This window comes from Caballeronia sp. SL2Y3 (assembly GCF_022879575.1).
Lineage (GTDB): Bacteria > Pseudomonadota > Gammaproteobacteria > Burkholderiales > Burkholderiaceae > Caballeronia.
This window is the reverse complement of the sequence record NZ_CP084261.1, coordinates 302,603-320,796: the sequence shown is the minus strand read 5'-3', so window position 1 is coordinate 320,796 and position 18,194 is coordinate 302,603. Positions and strand designations below refer to the sequence as shown.

The 18,194-nt window shown below is 66.8% G+C and carries 16 protein-coding genes and 1 pseudogene; 11 read left to right on the top strand and 6 right to left on the bottom strand.

What is annotated here, in order from left to right; genetic code table 11:
• Positions 1-270: 270 nt before the first annotated feature.
• A complete protein-coding gene (locus LDZ26_RS14795; protein WP_244849909.1) occupies positions 271-1,173 on the bottom strand; it encodes a DUF72 domain-containing protein in 903 nt (300 codons plus the stop codon).
• A 40-nt stretch (positions 1,174-1,213) separates the two neighbouring features.
• Positions 1,214-1,612 carry a GFA family protein gene (locus tag LDZ26_RS14790; protein ID WP_244849908.1) on the bottom strand — a complete coding sequence of 133 codons (399 nt, stop codon included), beginning with the start codon at positions 1,610-1,612 and terminating at the stop codon, positions 1,214-1,216.
• Positions 1,613-1,723: 111 nt separating this feature from the next.
• Here LDZ26_RS14790 and LDZ26_RS14785 point away from each other — a divergent pair, with 111 nt between their 5' ends.
• Positions 1,724-3,034 carry a GNAT family N-acetyltransferase gene (locus LDZ26_RS14785; RefSeq protein ID WP_244849907.1) on the top strand — a complete coding sequence of 437 codons (1,311 nt, stop codon included), beginning with the start codon at positions 1,724-1,726 and terminating at the stop codon, positions 3,032-3,034.
• Here LDZ26_RS14785 and LDZ26_RS14780 read toward each other — a convergent pair.
• Positions 3,015-3,875, bottom strand: a complete 861-nt coding sequence (locus LDZ26_RS14780; RefSeq protein ID WP_244849906.1) for a glycosyltransferase family 9 protein — start codon at positions 3,873-3,875, stop codon at positions 3,015-3,017. The genes LDZ26_RS14785 and LDZ26_RS14780 overlap by 20 nt on opposite strands.
• A gap of 94 nt (positions 3,876-3,969) precedes the next feature.
• Positions 3,970-4,392, bottom strand: a pseudogene (locus tag LDZ26_RS14775) (tetratricopeptide repeat protein); the annotation flags it as partial.
• A gap of 490 nt (positions 4,393-4,882) precedes the next feature.
• On the opposite strand from LDZ26_RS14775, the gene LDZ26_RS14770 reads away from it, so the two are divergent.
• The 9 genes from LDZ26_RS14770 (at position 4,883) to LDZ26_RS14730 (ending at position 14,388) form a co-directional block, all read left to right on the top strand.
• Positions 4,883-5,587: a (2Fe-2S)-binding protein gene (locus LDZ26_RS14770; RefSeq protein ID WP_244849905.1), complete on the top strand. Its 705-nt coding sequence runs from the start codon at positions 4,883-4,885 to the stop codon at positions 5,585-5,587.
• A 9-nt stretch (positions 5,588-5,596) separates the two neighbouring features.
• Positions 5,597-6,586, top strand: coding sequence for a xanthine dehydrogenase family protein subunit M (locus tag LDZ26_RS14765; protein WP_244849904.1), 990 nt, complete (start codon positions 5,597-5,599; stop codon positions 6,584-6,586).
• Positions 6,583-8,802, top strand: coding sequence for a xanthine dehydrogenase family protein molybdopterin-binding subunit (locus tag LDZ26_RS14760; protein WP_244849903.1), 2,220 nt, complete (start codon positions 6,583-6,585; stop codon positions 8,800-8,802). Before LDZ26_RS14765 ends, LDZ26_RS14760 begins: the two co-directional genes overlap by 4 nt.
• Before the next feature lie 99 nt (positions 8,803-8,901).
• Entirely contained in the window at positions 8,902-9,489 is a 588-nt protein-coding gene (locus LDZ26_RS14755) for an NTP transferase domain-containing protein (RefSeq protein WP_244849902.1), read from the top strand.
• A 127-nt stretch (positions 9,490-9,616) separates the two neighbouring features.
• On the top strand, positions 9,617-11,134 hold the full coding sequence (locus LDZ26_RS14750) for a UdgX family uracil-DNA binding protein (protein ID WP_244849901.1): 1,518 nt from the start codon (positions 9,617-9,619) through the stop codon (positions 11,132-11,134).
• Between the two features lie 117 nt (positions 11,135-11,251).
• Complete coding sequence (locus LDZ26_RS14745; RefSeq protein ID WP_244849900.1) at positions 11,252-11,746, top strand: hypothetical protein; 495 nt, start codon at positions 11,252-11,254, stop codon at positions 11,744-11,746.
• Between the two features lie 163 nt (positions 11,747-11,909).
• Entirely contained in the window at positions 11,910-12,518 is a 609-nt protein-coding gene (locus LDZ26_RS14740) for a glycosyltransferase family 9 protein (RefSeq protein ID WP_244849899.1), read from the top strand.
• 19 nt (positions 12,519-12,537) lie between these two features.
• A complete protein-coding gene (locus LDZ26_RS14735; RefSeq protein ID WP_244829287.1) occupies positions 12,538-12,699 on the top strand; it encodes a hypothetical protein in 162 nt (53 codons plus the stop codon).
• A 147-nt stretch (positions 12,700-12,846) separates the two neighbouring features.
• Positions 12,847-14,388 carry a methyl-accepting chemotaxis protein gene (locus LDZ26_RS14730; RefSeq protein ID WP_244850227.1) on the top strand — a complete coding sequence of 514 codons (1,542 nt, stop codon included), beginning with the start codon at positions 12,847-12,849 and terminating at the stop codon, positions 14,386-14,388.
• 24 nt (positions 14,389-14,412) lie between these two features.
• Here LDZ26_RS14730 and LDZ26_RS14725 read toward each other — a convergent pair whose 3' ends face one another.
• Positions 14,413-15,612 (bottom strand): M20 aminoacylase family protein, encoded by a 1,200-nt coding sequence (locus LDZ26_RS14725; RefSeq protein ID WP_244849898.1) that lies wholly within the window; start codon positions 15,610-15,612, stop codon positions 14,413-14,415.
• A 400-nt stretch (positions 15,613-16,012) separates the two neighbouring features.
• Positions 16,013-16,648 carry a hypothetical protein gene (locus LDZ26_RS14720; RefSeq protein ID WP_244849897.1) on the bottom strand — a complete coding sequence of 212 codons (636 nt, stop codon included), beginning with the start codon at positions 16,646-16,648 and terminating at the stop codon, positions 16,013-16,015.
• A gap of 305 nt (positions 16,649-16,953) precedes the next feature.
• Here LDZ26_RS14720 and LDZ26_RS14715 point away from each other — a divergent pair, with 305 nt between their 5' ends.
• Positions 16,954-18,114: a metallophosphoesterase gene (locus tag LDZ26_RS14715; protein WP_244849896.1), complete on the top strand. Its 1,161-nt coding sequence runs from the start codon at positions 16,954-16,956 to the stop codon at positions 18,112-18,114.
• Positions 18,115-18,194: the final 80 nt, after the last annotated feature.

The following is an 18,194-nucleotide window of genomic DNA, read 5'->3' as shown; positions in this document are numbered from 1 at the left end:
GTATCGATGCTCCTCGTAGGCTTTGAAGGTCAAAGGTTCTCGATCCTGCCGCTTGCCGCGCATCCGGCGCGCGTGCCTCGCTCGTCGCTTTTTTGACCGCTTTTTCTTTTGCGCGAAGCACGCCGCTTATCGTCTTATTTTCCTGACGCGAATGCAATCGATGCAATGGGTCGGACCGTTGAGTGAAGAATGCAGTTCCGGCGGGACAATCCGTGTCCCGTTCGATTCGGACACGAAATAGCTCGATACGGCCGGCTTTCACGACGCGTTTCAGCCGCCGCTTTCCGGCTTCACGCCGAGGCGTTCCATCAGCCGGCGGGCATCGAAAGGCGCTTGCACTTTCTGGTCGTTGTCGAAATAGCAGTACACGTCGCGCGATGCGCGGCGGCGCGCCGCCGCCGTCGAGATGAGCCGCGCATCCTCCACCTGCCCGCCCGCCGCCCATCGCTCGATGCGCCGCGTCCAGCCGTCGAGCGCGTCGTCGGAATACGCGCCGCCGTAGAGCGTTTCGGTGCCGTGCAGCCGCAAATACATGAAGTCGGACGTGAGGTCTTCGGCATACGGCCAGTCCGCCACGGAGTCCGATACGACGAGCGCCGCGCCGTGCTTGCGCAGGAGCCGCACGAAGGCATCGGTGCAGAAGCTCTGATGGCGGATTTCGATGGCATGGCGCAGCGCCCGCTTGCGCCGCGCCTCGAACCACGGCTCTTTCACGCGCGTGTCGTGCTGCTGCGCGAGCGCGGCGGCAGCTTGCGTGTCCTTCGGCAAGAGTTCGAGAAACCGTTCGAACGAGTCGGGCTTGAAACTGAAGTTCGGCGGAAACTGCCACAGGAAAGGCCCGAGCTTTTCGTCCAGCGCGAGCACGCCCGAAGCGAAGAAATTGGCGATGGCGGGAATCGCCGTTTCATCGCGAAAACGCAGCATGTGAGTCAGATAGCGCGGCCCTTTCACGCTGAAAACGAAGCCGTCCGGCGTGGCCTCGTGCCACGCGCGCCAGCTCGATAAGCTTTGCAGCGAATAATGCGATCCGTTGATCTCGACCGTCTGCACCGCGCGCGATGCGAATTCGAGTTCGCGCGCCTGCGCGAGCTTCTTAGGATAGAACACGCCGCGCCAGCCGGCATAACGCCAGCCCGAAATGCCGATGCGAATGTGTCCCTCGCGTGCCGGCATGGCGCTCACCTTTCGGGACGCAAGCAACGGCGGCGCGCGATCATGCCGTCCGTTCCTCGGCGTACTCCGGGCGCGCGCCGCTCGGCAGCCACGGCTCACGGTGCACGCACCAAAGCTCGTAGGCCGGCTCGAAGAGGCCGGTTTCATCGAATGCGCCGAGCGGCAGATCCACTTCCGGGCGGCTCACGAACTCCATGTACGCCACCGATCCGCACGCCGGACAAAAGTGCCGCCGCCCGTCTTCCGAGCTTTCCCACGTTTTGAGCGCGCCGCTCATCTCCACTTGATCGCGAGGAAAGATTGCGTACGCGCCGAACGCCGAGCCGTGCACGCGCCGGCAGGTCATGCAGTGACACAGCGCGACGCGCCGCGGCGTGCCCTTCGCGCGAAAACGAAACGCGCCGCACGCGCAACCGCCTTCGTGAATCTCGCTGTTCATGACGCTCTCCACCACCGAGTCGAACTGTCGAGCGAGAAGCACGTCCTGCGCCCGCTCTCCTGAAGTGGCACGGTTTGTTACGATAGCCGTTCACGATCGGAGACGGCACTCATGAGCACATCGGGCACCATCGACTTACCTCTTCTGAAGCTGCTTCCCGGCCCGGGTTCGGAATTCGGTCCCGCCGCGTCCGACCTCGCCGCGCATGTCCTGTCCCACGCCCGTTTCGACTCGGCGGCCAACGCGCCGCTGCCGCGCGAGACGTTCGTCTCGGTCACGGTGGACGAAGCGATGTCGGACGAGTACATGTTCCCGCTCGGCGATACCGGCCAGTCAGTCGTGCTGACGGGCTATCGGATCGCGGCGGGCTTCATCGCCGAACGCGCCGCCGACGAGTGGCTCGAACTGGCGCACAAGGCGCGCGTCGCGCAAGGGTTGCCCGCCGCGCCGCGAGCCGACGAACCGCCGCTCGCGCCCGATCCCGCCGAAGCCGATCAACTGCTCGACCGCGCGCTCGAATGCGCCCAGCGCATCCTCGATCCGGTCGCGAGCCAGCCGGTCGCGTCGCTGTTCGAGGCACATTACCGTGGCGGACGCGAGTTCCTGCGTCTGTCGTGGGAAGGGCTGCCGGAAGATCTCGTGCCGGAATCGCGCCGGCCGCTTGCCGCGCTGGCGTCGTCGGTGGAAAGCGGCGAGCGCCGCGAAAAGCGCGACTACGACCCGTACGGCCTGCAAGGCACGGACGACTACGACGTGGACCGGCCGCTCGCGTATCGCGAGAAAATGGGCCCGCTGCTTTTCACGATGACGTATCGCCACGAGTATCCGCAAGTGGACGACGAGCGGCTCGGCACCGCGTTCGCCGTCTTTCACGAAGCAGGCAGCGATATCGTCGCGGCGGCGGTCGAACTGAAGCTCGTCAAGGTGCCGCCGCTCACGAAGAGCGCCGATCTCGTCTACACGCTCGACACCTATTCGGGCGAAATGCTCTCGCTTGCGCTCGCATCGACCGAGGCGCTCGGGCACGAGCGGCTGTGCGAAATCTACAGCACGCACCGCGTGATCTACATCAGCAAGTGGGAAGTGCGCAAACCGTGGCGCGGCGAAGGGCTCGGCGTGGCGCTTCTGCATCAGGCGCTGGAGCGCCTTCCCGCCGATGTCGAAGGCCGTCCCAACGCGCTGTGCGTCGCGCCGGAGCCGTATCAGACGGACATGCGTCACTTCGAGAAACTGCCGCCGGTTCTGCGCGAAGAACTGCGAGCGCCCGGGCGGCGGCTGGAAGCGCATCTGACGAACTGGCTCGAAACGTCGAAGCTGCCGATCGCGACGCATTTCTTCGTGCCGATGGCCAAGCACGCGGGCATCGGATCGGCGGGCGAGAACGCGCGCTGGATCGACCGGATCATGGAGAGCGAGGCGTGACGTCTTTCGGGCGACGCCAGTCGGTCAGCGCATCGACGACGCGCTCGATCACCTCGATCCACTGACCCGGCGCGCGCTGGCGGAAAAGCCGCGCGGTTGGGTACCACGGCGAGTCGTCGCGGTCCTCCAGCCAGCGCCAGCAGGCGTTCGCGCACAGCAGTATCCACACCGGTTTGCCGAGCGCGCCGGCCAGATGCGCGACCGCCGTATCGACGGAAATCACGAGGTCCAGTGACGCGATGGTCGCGGCGGTATCGGCGAAATCGGCGACGTCGTTCATCGGATCGAGCGGGCGCAGCCGGGCGGGCAGCGCGGCAAGCTGGGCGCGTGCGGTCGGGCCTTTTTGCAGGCTTACGAACGTCACGCCAGGCGTCGCGAAAAGCAGCTCGCACAGAGACGCATCGAGCCAGCGGCGGCTGAACGCGCCGAACGAGTCCGGCATCCACGGGCGCGGCTCGCCCGACCATGCGATGCCCACCTTCGGCGTATCCGGCAAGCGGCGCATCCAATACTCGATGCGCGATGCGCTCGCGTGCAGATACGGCGTCGCGCGGGGAATCGTGTCCAGCGTCGTGCCCGCGCGCGCGGGCAGAAAGCACCAGTAGTCGTGCGGTTGCAGCGCGGCGAGCGCATCGGGCGTGACGCATCGAGCGACGCCATTGGCGGATTCGAGCAGTGCGGCGAGCGCCGGCGGGCACACGACCGTCAGCTTTGCCGCGCCTTGCGCCTTCAGCATCGGCAGATAGCGAATGAACTGGATGCTGTCGCCGAAGCCCTGCTCCGTGACCACGAGCAGCGACTTGCCCGCGAGCGGTTCGCCGCGCCATTGCGGATACGACACCTGCGGCGGAAGAACCGAACGCTGCGAGAGGCGCGCGTCGGCCGGCGTCTTTCAGCAGATTGCCGAGGTTGTTGTGCGCTTCCGCGTAGCCGGGCCGCGCGGCCAGCGCCTGCCGGTACGCGGCCTCGGCTTCGGGCAGGCGGCGCGCTTGCGCGAGCAGCGCCGCGAGGTTCAAGTGCGCTTCCGCGAAATCCGGTTTCAGGCGCAGCGCCTGCCGAAACGACGCTTCGGCTTCGTCCATTTGGCCGAGCTTCTGCAACACGTTCGCGAGGTTGTAATGCGCCTCGACGAAGTCCGGCCGCAGTTCGACCGCCCGGCGATAGAGCATCCGCGCATCGCTCAGGCGGCCGCGCGCCGTCAGCGCGCTCGCGAAGTTGCTGTACGACCCCGCGTCGTTCGGATGCTCACCCATCGCGCGTTGCCAATAAGCATCGGCGAGTTCGTGACGATCGGCACGGAACGCGCACAGCGCCGCAAGGTTCAGCACTTCGCTCGTCGCGGGATGCCGCGCGAGCATCGGCGCGAGCAGCGCGAGGGCGTCGTCGAAGCGTGCGTTCGAATAGTGGGAAAAGGCGGCGTGATAGCGATCGGCGTCGGCTGTCATGGACGGATTCGGAGCGGACTTCACGCGATTGTGCGACCTGCGCGGCCGAGAAACCGTCACAAAGTGCGGCCTCGTTCCTGACAAATACCGAAACGATGGCAAGCGCGAGGCGAACGCGGATTTACTCGCGGATGCAGGATTTACGCGCAGCGCTCGACCGATCCACGACAGAACGCCCGCGCGATAGGCCGTGGCACCCGACTTGCATGGACATGCGGTCGCGAATTGCCGAACGTTCGGTCGCCTTACAGTCGGCTGCGCTTCGGCTCGCAGACACCTTGCGCCGCGCGGACCCGGGCACCGGCGCTCATCGGCCGAAAGTCGCGTCGGCCGCGAGCGATCAGCCCACGAAGACCCGAGCCGGACGACGCCCTTCCGAACGAGCGAGGAGCCTTCTTTCGCCATGTCTCCAGTCAATAGAGCTTCACCTTCCGTCGACGACGCGGCGCAAAAGCCGTCGCGCAGGCGCTTTCTTCAATCGGCCGCGGCGGCAGCGGCCGTGACCGCGACGCCGCTTGCGCACGCGCAGCAAGCCGGCGCGCAGCAAGCGGACGCGCAGGCATCCACGCCGATGCCGCCATCCGCCGCGCCGGTCATGCCGGTCAAGCTGACCATCAACGGCCATCCGTACGAATTGCAGGTCGAAGCGCGCACCACGCTGCTCGACGCGTTGCGTGAATACGCGGGACTCACCGGCACGAAGAAAGGCTGCGACCGCGGACAGTGCGGCGCGTGCACGGTCATCGTCGGCGGCAGGCGGATCGATTCGTGTCTCACGCTCGCCGTCATGCACGAGGGCGAAAGCGTGACGACCGTCGAGGGCCTCGCGCCCGCCGCCGACAGCCTGAGTCCGCTGCAACAGGCGTTCATCGAAAAGGATGCCTTCCAGTGCGGCTACTGCACGCCGGGTCAGTTGTGCTCGGCGACGGCGCTCATCGACGAATATCGCAACGGCGACGCGAGCGCCGCCACCGCCGACGTGCGCTTTCGCCCGCCGCAACTCTCGGACGACGAAATCCGCGAGCGCATGAGCGGCAACATCTGCCGCTGCGGCGCGTATCCGAACATCGTCGCGGCGGTGAAGACCGTCGCTTCGACGCGCAGTTAAGGAGACGACATGGACGCGATCTCCTATCAGCGCGCCGCCGACATCGGCTCGGCGGTGCAGGCGGGCGGCCAGCCGGGCACGGTGTTCATCGGCGGCGGCACCAACCTGCTCGATCTCATGAAGAACGGCGTGGCGCGCCCGGCGCGGCTCGTCGATATCACGCATATCGACGGCCTCGGCGGCGTGACGCCGTTGCCGGACGGCGGCTTGCGCATCGGCGCGCTCGTGCGCAACAGCGACGCCGCCAATCACACGTGGGTGCGCGAGCGGTATCCGCTGCTGTCGCAGGCGCTGCTCGCGGGCGCGTCGGCGCAACTGCGCAACATGGCGACCGTCGGCGGCAATCTGATGCAGCGCACGCGCTGCTATTACTTCTACGACACCGGCTTTCCCCAATGCAACAAGCGCGCGCCGGGCAGCGGATGCGCCGCGCTCGACGGCAATACGCGCATTCACGCGATTCTCGGCGCGAGCAATCAGTGCATCGCGACGAATCCGTCGGACATGAGCGTGGCGCTCGCCGCGCTCGATGCCGTCGTGCGCGTGACTGGCCCGAACGGCGAGCGCGTCATTCCGTTCGCGGAGTTCCATCGGCTGCCGGGCGACCGGCCCGATCTCGATACGACGCTCAAGCCGGGCGAGCTGATCACCGCCGTCGATCTGCCGCCGCCGCTTTTCGCCGGCCACTCGAAGTATCTGAAGATCCGCGACCGGGCGAGCTATGCGTTCGCGCTCGTCTCGGTGGCGGCCGCGTTGCAGATGGACGGCAACACGGTCAGGACCGCGCGCATCGCGCTCGGCGGCGTCGCGCATAAACCGTGGCGCGCGAGCGCGACCGAGGCGGCGCTCGTCGGCAAGACGCTCGATGCCGCCACGCTGCAAAGCGCCGCCGCGCTCGCCGTGCAGGGCGCACAGCCGCGACGCGACAACGCGTTCAAGGTGACGCTCGCGCAACGGGCGATCGTGCGCGCCGTAAAACAAGCAGGAGGTGTCGCATGAGTGTCATCGGTCAACCGATGGATCGCACGGACGGCGTGCTGAAGGTGACGGGCCAGGCGCGCTATTGCGGCGACAACAGCGAGGCCAAGCTCGCGCATGCGGTGCTCATCACGAGCACGGTGGCAAAAGGCCGCATCGCGTCGATCGACGCGAGCCGCGCGCAGTCCATGCCCGGCGTGCTCTTCGTGATGACGTACCGCAACGCGATGCGCCTGCCGCACAGCGGCGTGCCCGACGCGCAGCCGCCCGCCATTCGCGGCCTGTCGCTGCTGCAAAACAACGAGGTGCGCTACAGCAACGAGCCGGTGGCGGTCGTCGTCGCGGATACGCTCGAACATGCGCAGGGCGCGGCGCGTTTCGTCGATATTCGCTATGACGCCGCCACGCCGAACGCCGATTTCGACCGCGCGAGGCCCACGGCGTATCAGCCGCAAAAGATGATGGGCCGCGCGATCACGACGCAGCGCGGCGACGTGGATGCCGGCCTGCGTCAGGGTCCGACGCGGCTGAACACGGTCTACACGACGCCTATCGAGCATCACAATCCGATGGAGCCGCACGCCACGCTCGCGCGCTGGGACGGCCCGAAGCTCACGCTCCACGACACGACGCAAGGCGTCTCCGGCGCGCGCAGTTCGGTGGCGAAGTTCTTCGGCATTCCGGAGGACGACGTGCGCGTGATCTGCCCGTTCGTCGGCGGCGGCTTCGGCTGCAAGGGCTCCGTGTGGTCGCATGTCGTCCTGGCCGCGATGGCCGCGAAGCAGACGGGGCGGCCGGTCAAGCTCGTGCTCGATCGCACGCAGATGTTCGGCATGGTCGGCAACCGGCCGTTCACCGAGCAGCGCATCGCGGTCAGCGCGCGCGAGGACGGGGCGATGACCGGCATGCGCCACGACGTCGTGTCGACCACATCGACGTTCGAGGACTGGACCGAAAGCTCGGCGATCGTCACGCGCATGTCGTACGCGGTGCCGAATCTCTCCACGTCGCACAAGCTCGTGAAGCTCGATGTCGGCACGCCGACCTTCATGCGCGCGCCGGGCGAAATGAGCGGCTCGTTCGCGCTGGAAACGGCGATGGACGAAATGGCGTATCAGCTCGCGATGGACCCGCTCGCGTTGCGCATCAAGAACTACGCGAACATGGAGCCGCAGGACAAAAAGCCGTGGTCCAGCAAGGCGCTGATGGAGTGCTATCAGGAAGGCGCGCAGAAGTTCGGCTGGTCGAAGCGCCGCGCCGCGCCGAGGTCGATGCGCGAAGGCAATACGCTCATCGGCTGGGGCATGGCGACGGCCACGTATCCGGCCAATCGCAGCGAATCGTCCGCGATCGCGCGCACTCTGCCCGACGGCACCGCGATGGTCGCTGCCGGCACGCAGGATCTCGGCACCGGCACGTACACCGTGATGACGCAAGTGGCGGCGGACGCGCTCGGCTTTCCGCCCGGCTACGTCAACTTCGCGCTCGGCGATTCGTCGCTGCCGAAGGCGCCCGGCTCGGGCGGCTCGCAGTCGGTCGCGAGCGTGTCGCCGGCGGTGCAGGCGGCCTCCAGACAGGCGCGCGATCAGCTCATCGCGATGGCGATCGCCGACCGCGGCTCGCCCGTCGCGGGACTGTCGCGCGAGGACGTGACCGTGGCCAACGGCTGGGTCGTGAGCCGCTCGAACCCGGACAAGCGCGATCCGGCGGCGGCCGTGATCGCGCGCAACGGCGGCAGGCCGATCGAAGCCATCGCGACGACGAAGCCCGGCGACGAGAAAAAGGAGTACGCGTTCCACTCGTTCGGCGCGGTGTTCGCGGAAGTGCACGTCGATGCCGAATTGGGCACGATCCGCGTGCCGCGCATCGTCGGCGTGTACGACGTCGGCAATCTGCTCAACGAAAAGACCGCGCATAGCCAGTTGATGGGCGGCATCGTGTGGGGCGTCGGCTCGGCGCTGATGGAAAAGAGCGATCTCGACCCGCGCTATGGCCGCTATACCAACGCCAATCTCGCGGAGTACCACGTGCCGGTGAACGCGGATATTGGACAGATCGACATCGCGTTCGTCGGCAAGCCGGACCCGTTCATCAATCCGCTGGGCGTGCGGGGAATCGGCGAGATCGGCATCACGGGCGTGGCGGGAGCGATCGGCAATGCGGTGTATCACGCGACGGGCGTGCGCGTGCGGGATCTGCCGATCACGCTCGACAAAGTGATGCCGCGCACCGCCTGAACGGCGCATCACGGCGGGGCCAGGCGCGGCATTTCTTCGCGCTTGCCCCGCCTCTCGTCGCACTGCACAATCGGCTTTCCTTGTCCTTCGAGCCGCGCGATGACCTACTCGTCGACTGCGACCGGCATCCTGCTGGCGGCGGGCCTCGGCACCCGCTTCGATCCTTCCGGCCTGCAAAACAAGCTCCTCGCGACACTGCCCGGCGGCACGCCGGTCGTGTTCCAGTCCGCGCGGCGGCTGCTTTCGGTCGCCTCCGACGTAATCGCGGTCGTGCGGCCGGGCGCCGAGAAGCTCGCGGACGTGCTCAACGAAGCCGGCTGCGACGTGATTTTCAGCGCGGACGCCGTGCGCGGCATGGGCGCAACGCTCGCCGCCGCGGTGCGCGCGACCTCCGAAGCCGAAGGATGGATCGTCGCGCTCGGCGACATGCCGTGGATCGAGCCCGCGACGATCGAGGCCGTCGCGCGGCCGCTGGATGCGGGCGCGGCGCTCGTCGCGCCGGCGTATCGCGGGCAGCGCGGGCATCCGGTCGGCTTCGGGCTGACGCATCGCGCGACGCTCGCCGCCCTGGACGGCGACGCCGGAGCGCGCGCCATTTTCGCGACAGCGGCGCCGCTTCTGGTGGAAGTCGACGACCCGAACGTGTTGCGCGACGTCGATCAGCCGGGTGATCTGCAGCAGGGCTGACTGCACGCGGCCCGCAGCGTCAAAAGGGCACGACCACCTTAAAAAGGTTGCCTACCGGCCGGAGCCATCGCTAGAATTACTGTATGGATATACAGTACTTTTCGGCTTTTTCTGGTTCCGGTTTCCGATGAAAAGCGTCACTCTTGATCCGTCGTTCGCTGCATGGCGCACCGTTGCGCGCTCGCTCGTCATGGAGGGCGTGCCGCCGGAAGACGTGCTGTGGCGGGAGTCGAGCGCATCGGCAACCGTGTTCGGCACCGTCGGTTCGCCGTGCGGCCCGGCGAATCCGAATGCGCCAAAGCCCGTGAAGATCGCCCGCGAATTTCTCGCCATGCTGGAAACGGCGGCGTGTTACCGCGCGCCGGACCGCTGGCCGTTTCTTTACAAGGTGCTGTGGCGCTGGACGCAGGGCGACCGCGCGGTGGCATCGCCGGAAGACGAGGACGGGCAGCGGCTCCTTCGAATGATCGAAATCGTGGAGGCGGAAGAAACCAGAATGCGCAAGACGCTGCGCTTCCGGCACCGGGATTCGTCGCTCGGGCCGCCGGAGTTCATCAGCTGGTGCGAGCCGGTGCACGATCTGCTGGAGCACGCCGCCATGTATTTCGCCACGCGCATGGGCAGCGCCACGTGGATGATCGCCACGCCGCACGGCGCGGCGTTCTGGGACGGCGCCCTGCTGCGCGTGGACCGCACGAGCGAGCCGGAGGAAAAGCCCATGGACTTCGGCGTGGGCCCGGACGCCATGAGCGGCGAGGCCGTGAGCGGCGACGCCATCGAGGCATTGTGGCTCGCGTATTACGAGAGCACCTTCACGCCAGCGCAGGAAAATGCCGCCGAAATGGCGTCGCACATGCCGGTGCGCTACTGGAAGAACTCGGAAAACAAGCGCGCCGATCCCGCGCTGATCGCCCGGGCCGATCCTTACACGCGGCGCGACCGCCATCCGTGCAACGTGCCGGCGGACATGGAAGTCGCGCTGAATACGGATCTGGAGCCGCTCAACGGCACGTCGCTGAAGGAGCCACCCTCGCTCGACGCGTGCAAACGCTGCTCGCTCTGGCGCAACGCGACGCAGGCCGTGCCGGGCGCGGGTCCGGCGGGGGCGCGCGTCATGCTGGTCGGCGAGCAGCCGGGCGACCACGAAGACCGCGCGGGCAAGCCGTTCGTCGGCCCGGCGGGGCAACTGCTCGACGAGGCTATCCGCGAGGCGCAGCTCGAACGCGAGTCGCTTTATCTGACCAACGCGGTAAAGCATTTCAAGTGGGACGCGCACGGAAAGGACAACGAGCGGCTGCATGTCACGCCGTCGCAGCGCGAGCGCGAAGCCTGCCGCCATTGGCTCGACGAAGAACTGACGCGCATCGGGCCGAAGGTGGTCGTCGCGCTCGGGGCCACGGCGCTCAAGGCGCTGACCGGGCATCGCACGGCGCTTTCCGAGTATCTCGGCAAGACAATCGAGCACAAGGGGCGCATTGTCGTGCCGACCTATCATCCGTCGTATCTGCTGCGCCTGACCGACGACAAAATCCGCGCGGAAGTGTTCGGAACGATTGTCGAGGCGCTCGTGTTCGCGCAACAGATCGCCGACGGCACCGCCACCGTGCGCACGCCGATAAAGGACCCGACGGACCCGACGCGCTGACCTGAATTGCAACAACCGGAAACAGAAGGCAACAAGACGAAAGCATCGTCAACGGTCCTGTAAGCAAAGCGTTATACCGGTGTCGCGCCGCTTGGGCGCTTACTTGCAGACACTTTCATGGCCGCTCTTCCGCTCGACGCCTTGCAGCAGCAACTTTCCGTGACCGCGCTCGTGCCGAAGTCGGCCCGCCAGTTGCACACCGAACGCGAGCGCATCGTCGCCCGCGCCGGCTGGCTGCTGAATGCGACCATCGCGCTTGCAGTCGTCGGCGCGGCGTTCGTCGCGTGGCTGCCGTTTTCGCCGCTGCCGCGCGAAATCCGCTTCGGCGTGCAGGAAGTGCTGGCCGTCGCGGCGTTCGCCTCGTGCCTCTTTCTGCTGCACCAGCGCGCCGAACTCTTGCTCGGGCTCTACGACTACGAGCCGGTCGAGCAGACGACGCAGGGCGAATTGCGCGCGCTCCTGCATCGCGTGCCGGAAGGCGCGTCGTATCAGCAGGCGCTCGCCGCGGACAACCGCACCTTCGTCACCGGCGAAATCGACGGCATCCGCCGCCGCGCCGACGCGTTCACGCCGGAAACCTTGCCCGCCGAGGACGGTCCTTCCGAGACCTGAGCCTTCTCGCATCCTCCGGCAACGAAAACCGCCGCTCTCGCTTGACGCGAGGCGGCGGTTTTACTTTGACTCTGCGCGTCACCGCACGGTCAGCTGGGCATGCGACGTGCTGGAACGAATCCCGCAGTCCGCTCACGCGGCCACGCCCTTAGCAGGAGTCAGAATGCGAGCCGATCCCGTTTTTCCCTTGTCCCAGTTGACCGACGTGCTTTCCCCCGATCTCGCGCTCGTTCCCGATGCGCCGAGCGCCGGGCCGCGCGCGCCGTCGGGCGACATGTCGGACGCGGAATACGACGAACTCGTCGCGTTTCACGGCATCGAGCGCGAGCGGCTGGTGCTGATTCACCCGGGCAGCCATATGTCCGCGCCCGCGTGGAGCGCCGAGCAATACGCCGATGTCGCCGATCAGCTCGCCGCCGATGGCTGGCAGATCGCGATCGTCGGCGACGCGCCCGATCCCGAGCGAACCGCCGGCGTGCTCGGCGCGATGCAGACGGCGGCGCTATTTCTGGCGGGCGCGGTCGGGCCGCGCACGCTGCCGCGCCTGATCGCGGATGCGCAGCTTCTCCTCTCCGACGACGCCGCCGCGCCCTCGCCCGTCGCGGTCGCTCGCGCGCTGGGCACGCCGCATATCGTGCTCGCGGAGCAGCCGCGCGCCGTCGGCAGCGACACGATCACGCGACGCGCGCGCGCCGAACTATCCGATGTCGAGCACGCGCATCCGGGCCGTCCGTTCACGCTGCACATGCCAGCCGTGTACGATGCCTCGTGACCTTCTTTCGGGGACCATCATGAAATTCGACTTGCAGACCAGTCCCGTTCCGGACCCGATTGCGGACCCGAACCGTGATCCGGAAGCCGATCCGCTCACGCCGCCCTCGCCGGGGCATCGCCCGGACGAGCCGCAGCATCCGGACGCGCCGCCCGACAAGGATCCGATCCGGCGCTTCTGAGCCGCCGCGCGAGCCTCGCTTTACGGGTATCCCCGCCCTACAACCGCCGCATCGCCTGCCGTAAAGCAGACGAGCGGCGGCGCGCGCCGTCGCTTCGTGGAAGACACGTTAATCCAACGAAGACATGCGGGCGCACCTATGAACAAAATGACGTTGAACAAGAAGCTCGGCTCGCTGATAGCCGTGCTGTGGATCGGGCTGATCGCCATCGGCGTGATCGGCGCGTGGCAGAACCGCGCGTCGATGATCGACGACCGCAAGGAGCAGTTGAAGTCGCTCGTCGGCGAGGCGCATGCGATCGTGTCGCACTACGCCGCGCTCGCCGCCAACAAGACCCTGACCGACGAAGACGCGAAGAAGCAGGCGCTGGCCGTGGTCGCGGCGATCCGTTACGGCACGGACGGTTATCTGTCGATCAACGACTCGCACCCGACCATGGTCATGCATCCGATCAAGCCTGCGATGATCGGTCAGGACATGTCGAACTACGCCGATCCGGCGGGCACCCGGCTTTTCGTCGATATCGTCAAGGCGGGCGACCAGCCGGGCGGCGGTTTCGTGCACTATCTCTGGTCGAAGCCGGGCAACGACAAGCCGGTCGCGAAACTCTCGTATTCGCAACGGTTTGCGCCGTGGGACTGGTACATCGTGACCGGCATGTACATGGACGACGTGCAAAGCGCGTTCTACGCGAGCGCGCTGCGCTGGCTGCTCGTCACGGTGCTTCTGGGCGCGGCGGCGACGGTGGCGATGCTCGTCGTCGTGCGCAGCATCAAGCGAAATCTCGGCGGCGAACTGGAGTTGGCAGTGGGCGCCGCTCACCGCATGGCCCACGGCGATCTGACGACGGCCGTGACCGTGCATCCGGACGACACGACGAGCCTGCTGCACGCCCTTTCGACGATGCAGCGCGGACTCGTCGAGACCGTTTCGCGCGTGCGCAACGGGACCGAGAACATCAACGTGGGCGCGTCCGAGATCGCGGCGGGCAACACCGACCTCTCGCAACGCACCGAGGAACAGGCGGCCGCGCTCGTGCAGACGGCGTCGAGCATGGACGAAATGACCGCCAACGTGAAGAACAACGCGCAAAGCGCGGCGCAAGCGGCGCGGCTCGCGGAACAGGCGGCGGACGTGGCGACGCGCGGCAGCGGCGTGGTCAGCGAAGTCATCGACACGATGACGCGCATCACCGCGAGTTCGCAGCAGATCGGCGACATCATCGGCGTGATCGACGGCATCGCTTTCCAGACGAACATTCTGGCGCTGAACGCCGCAGTCGAAGCGGCGCGCGCCGGCGAACAGGGCCGCGGCTTCGCGGTGGTCGCGGCGGAAGTGCGCAGCCTCGCGCAACGTTCGGCAACGGCGGCCAAGGAAATCAAGGCGCTGATCGAGACGTCGACGCAGACGGTGCAGCAAGGCGCGTCGCTCGTTTCGAACGCAGGCGCGACGATGGGCGAGATCGTGCAGTCGGTGCGGCGCGTGAACGAGATTCTCGACGAAATCAGCGATGCCTCGCGCGAGCAGAGCGCGGGCATCGAACAGGTCAATCGCGCGGTCGTCGAAATGGACCAGGTGACGCAGCAGAACGCGGCGCTCGTCGAAGAAGCGGCCGCCGCCGCGCATTCGCTGAAGGATCAGGTGGACGTGCTGCGCGAGGCGATCGGCAGTTTCAAGCTGCCGGCGTAACGCCAACGCAGCCGGCGGCGCGGCTCAGTCTTCCAAAAACCGCTCTACGAGCCGCGCCCAGTACGCTGCGCCGACCGGCAGGTTCTTGTCGTTGAAGTCGTAATGCGGGTTGTGGACCATGCAGCCGTCCTCGCCCGCACCGTTGCCGATGCGCAGGAACGTGCCCGGCCGCTCCTGCAACATGAATGCAAAGTCCTCGCTGCCCATCAGCAGATCCGCGTGGGCGACGACGTTTTCCTCGCCGACCAGTTCGCGCGCCACTTGCGTCGCGAACTCGGTCTGCGCATCCGAATTGACGACGACAGGATAGCCTTCGAGATACTTCACCGTCGCCTTCGCGCCGTAACTCGCCGCCTGCGACTCCACCAGTTCCTGAATGCGGCGCTTGAGCAGCGCGCGCACCTCCGGGCTGAACGAGCGCACCGACAGTTCGAGCGTCGCGCGGTTCGGAATGACGTTATTGACCGTCCCCGCGTGCATGGAGCCGACCGTCACGACGGCGGGCTGCGCCGGGTCGACGTTGCGCGCGACGATCGTCTGGAGCGCCATCACGATGCTCGCCGCGACGACCACCGGATCGACCGACAGATGCGGCCGCGCCGCATGCCCGCCGACGCCTTCGATCACGATCGACACCTGATCGCCCGCCGCCATGAACGGCCCCTTGCGGAAGAGGAACGTGCCCGGCTGCGCGCCCGGATGGTTGTGCACGCCGAACACAGCATCGCAATGAAAGCGGTCGAAGAGGCCCTCTTCGATCATCTTCTGTGCGCCGCTCGGCACGCCATGCTCTTCCGCCGGCTGAAAATACAGGTGCACCGTGCCGTTGAAGCGCCGCGTGCGCGCGAGATGACGCGCCGCGCCGAGCAGCATGGTCGTGTGGCCGTCGTGACCGCACGCGTGCATCTTCCCGGGCGTTTCGCTCGCGTACGGTTTGCCGGACTGCTCGAGGATCGGCAGCGCGTCCATGTCCGCGCGCAGGCCGATGCTCTTGGTCCCATCGCCCGCCTTCAGCGTGCCGACGACGCCCGTGCCGCCGACGCCGCGCGTCACCTGCCAGCCCCATTCCTCCAGCTTCGCCGCGACGAGCGCGGCGGTGCGCGTCTCTTCGTACGACAACTCCGGATGACGGTGGATGTCGTGGCGAATCTCGCGCAGTGAGAGCGCGTCGTCGGCGAGATCGGCGATTTCGGTGTAGCGGTGGTCGGACGAAACGGTCGTCATGAGGGAAGCCCTTGCCAAGATGAGTCATGCGGCGCGCGGCAAACCTGCGAAGCTGCGCAACCGCGAAAGCGGAAAGGCGCACATCTTCCTCCAGTCGGCCGATGCTTGCCAGTTCCGCGTTGAGCGCTGTGCGTTTTTTGCACGGTGGCTCCCCGCGTGCGCGGCGCGAACCGGCTTTCTCCCAAGGTGGCGAAACGTCCTGAACCGAAACGGCAAACCTCGCGATGCGGATATGAGGCCCAGCCACGCCGGCTGCACGGCACCGAATCGCGGGCCGTGGAGCGTTTGCAGCGTGGCGAGCAACCTGGAACAGGGCACGAGCGGCATCCATGCCGAGGCGTTTCGGATGAAGCCGGGCGCTTCGGGAGCGTTGACGACCGCCTCGTCAGAGCCGCTGCGTCTACTGCCCGGCGCTAGTCGCGCTGGCAGGCGTCACCTTGACCGCCGCCGCCGATACGAACACGGCGTGAACCGTATCGCCCTTTCTCAGCTTCTGCTCTTCGAGCGCCGGTGAGATGTCGAGCGTTTCCGTGCGCCACGGGCCGCGCAGCGTGATGGTGCGCCGTTTGTTATCGATATGCTCGACGGTCGCGAGAATCTCCACCCGCCGCGACGAATCGAAACCGCTCGCGCCGCCCGGCCCGGACGCGGGCGCGATCGATTGCGTGTCGACACGCGTGCGCACGCCCTTCCCCCGTCCGTTCACTTTCTCGGCAGTCACGAGAAGCGCGTTCTTATAGAGCACGTCCACCTTGTCGCCGACATGGAGCTGGTCGAAATTGGTTACCTCGTTGCTGACAATGAACGAAGCATCGCCACGCGGACCGTGAACTGTCACCATGCGGCTCGCGGGATCGATGCCGGTGATCGTCGCCTGAACGTGAACCGGCTGCGCAGAGGCTATGACTTCTTGCGCCTCTTTGCTCAACGCGTCGTCGGCTTGCGCGAACACCGCGCCGGGCGATGCAACGATGATTGCGCACGTGGCCGAGGCCATCGTCGCGAGAAATGCAAACGCGCGCCGTTTCGTCTTCATGTGCGTAGGCTCCTTGCCGAGAGGTCAGTGCCTGCCATTCAATATCACGTTGCTCGGGCGCTTGAAATCGAATCGCGCTATGCGTTGCGACGGCGCCAAAGGATCGCCCAATCGAATGTGCAACATCGTAGATCCGACACTCATCTGCACCGACTTCCACCGCCCACGGCGGGATTCCCGGCGAACCGGTAGAATCGGCTGCCTGATGGCGACCGTCTGCGTCGCGTCTTGTGAATCCACACGAACCTTCTTTCATGGGGCCGAGCGCAGCGCAACGAGCGCCGACCTCGCCCGACAGGGGCGCTATGCGACGTTCCGCATTCTTCATCCGGTTCATCGGTGTCGGTGTTCTGTTTCACCTCTATGTGGGCTGGCGGCTCATTCCGGCCGCGCCCGTCGGCATGCCGCTCAAGGTGCTCGCAGCAGCGTGGCTCGTCGCGTCGCTGATTCTGATTCCACTCGGGATGATGGCGCGCAACATCGAGGCGCAGCCGCTCTCCGACCGTCTCGCGTGGTGCGGCCTCACCGCGATGGGCTTCTTCTCGTCGCTGCTATTGTTGACCTTCGCACGCGATGTCCTGCTCTTGTGCGTGCATCTCGCCGACTGGCTGCGCGGCGCGCCGATCGGTTCGCCTGCGCTCGTCGCCGATAGCGCGCTCGCCGTGCCGATTCTGGCCATTCTGCTGTCCGCGATCGGCTTCTACAACGCGCGCAAGCGCGCGCCGGTCGTGACCGTCGACGTGCCGATCGCCGATCTGCCCGCCGCGCTCGACGGCTTCACCATCGTGCAGATCAGCGACATCCACGTCGGCCCGACGATCAAGCGGCCTTACGTGGAGCGCATCGTCGCGGCGGTGAACGGCCTCGCGCCGGATGTAATCGCGGTGACGGGCGATGTCGTCGACGGCGCGGTGCCGCATCTTTCCGATCACACGCGCCCGCTCGCCGGCTTGAGCGCGCGGCACGGCGCATTTCTCGTGACGGGCAACCACGAGTATTACTCGGGCGCGGACAAGTGGATCGCGGAGTTCCGTCGGCTTGGACTGACGGTGTTGCTGAATCAGCATGTGGTGGTGGACCATGATGGCGCGCAGGCCGTGATCGCAGGCGTCACCGATTACAGCGCGGGCAGCTTCGACCCGGCGCACCACAGCGATCCGGCGAAGGCAATCAACGGCGCACCGGCCGATGCGCCCGTGCGCGTCTTGCTGGCGCACCAGCCGCGCAGCGCGCCGGCGGCGGCGGAAGCGGGCTTCACGTTGCAACTTTCGGGACACACGCACGGCGGCCAGTTCCTGCCGTGGAACTTCTTCGTGCGCCTGCAGCAACCGTTCGTCGCGGGACTCGTGAAGTTCAACGGGCTCTGGGTCTATACGAGTCGCGGGACGGGATACTGGGGCCCGCCGAAACGGCTCGGCGCGCCGTCCGAGATTACGCGCGTGCGGCTGGTGGCCGCGACTGCGTGAGGAGCGGAGGAAGTGGACGCGCGTCGATGACGCGCGTCCGGCGCTCAGGGAAAGCGCGACGTCCGGACACGGGAATGAAC

Coding starts and splice junctions, on each gene's coding strand:
- LDZ26_RS14755 (WP_244849902.1), top strand. CDS start 8,902: ATGACCTACTCGTCGACTGCGACCGGCATCCTGCTGGCGGCGGGCCTC.
- LDZ26_RS14760 (WP_244849903.1), top strand. CDS start 6,583: ATGAGTGTCATCGGTCAACCGATGGATCGCACGGACGGCGTGCTGAAG.
- LDZ26_RS14785 (WP_244849907.1), top strand. CDS start 1,724: ATGAGCACATCGGGCACCATCGACTTACCTCTTCTGAAGCTGCTTCCC.
- LDZ26_RS14750 (WP_244849901.1), top strand. CDS start 9,617: ATGAAAAGCGTCACTCTTGATCCGTCGTTCGCTGCATGGCGCACCGTT.
- LDZ26_RS14790 (WP_244849908.1), bottom strand. CDS start 1,612: ATGAACAGCGAGATTCACGAAGGCGGTTGCGCGTGCGGCGCGTTTCGT.
- LDZ26_RS14715 (WP_244849896.1), top strand. CDS start 16,954: ATGCGACGTTCCGCATTCTTCATCCGGTTCATCGGTGTCGGTGTTCTG.
- LDZ26_RS14725 (WP_244849898.1), bottom strand. CDS start 15,612: ATGACGACCGTTTCGTCCGACCACCGCTACACCGAAATCGCCGATCTC.
- LDZ26_RS14745 (WP_244849900.1), top strand. CDS start 11,252: ATGGCCGCTCTTCCGCTCGACGCCTTGCAGCAGCAACTTTCCGTGACC.
- LDZ26_RS14720 (WP_244849897.1), bottom strand. CDS start 16,648: ATGAAGACGAAACGGCGCGCGTTTGCATTTCTCGCGACGATGGCCTCG.
- LDZ26_RS14740 (WP_244849899.1), top strand. CDS start 11,910: ATGCGAGCCGATCCCGTTTTTCCCTTGTCCCAGTTGACCGACGTGCTT.
- LDZ26_RS14735 (WP_244829287.1), top strand. CDS start 12,538: ATGAAATTCGACTTGCAGACCAGTCCCGTTCCGGACCCGATTGCGGAC.
- LDZ26_RS14795 (WP_244849909.1), bottom strand. CDS start 1,173: ATGCCGGCACGCGAGGGACACATTCGCATCGGCATTTCGGGCTGGCGT.
- LDZ26_RS14765 (WP_244849904.1), top strand. CDS start 5,597: ATGGACGCGATCTCCTATCAGCGCGCCGCCGACATCGGCTCGGCGGTG.
- LDZ26_RS14770 (WP_244849905.1), top strand. CDS start 4,883: ATGTCTCCAGTCAATAGAGCTTCACCTTCCGTCGACGACGCGGCGCAA.
- LDZ26_RS14730 (WP_244850227.1), top strand. CDS start 12,847: ATGACGTTGAACAAGAAGCTCGGCTCGCTGATAGCCGTGCTGTGGATC.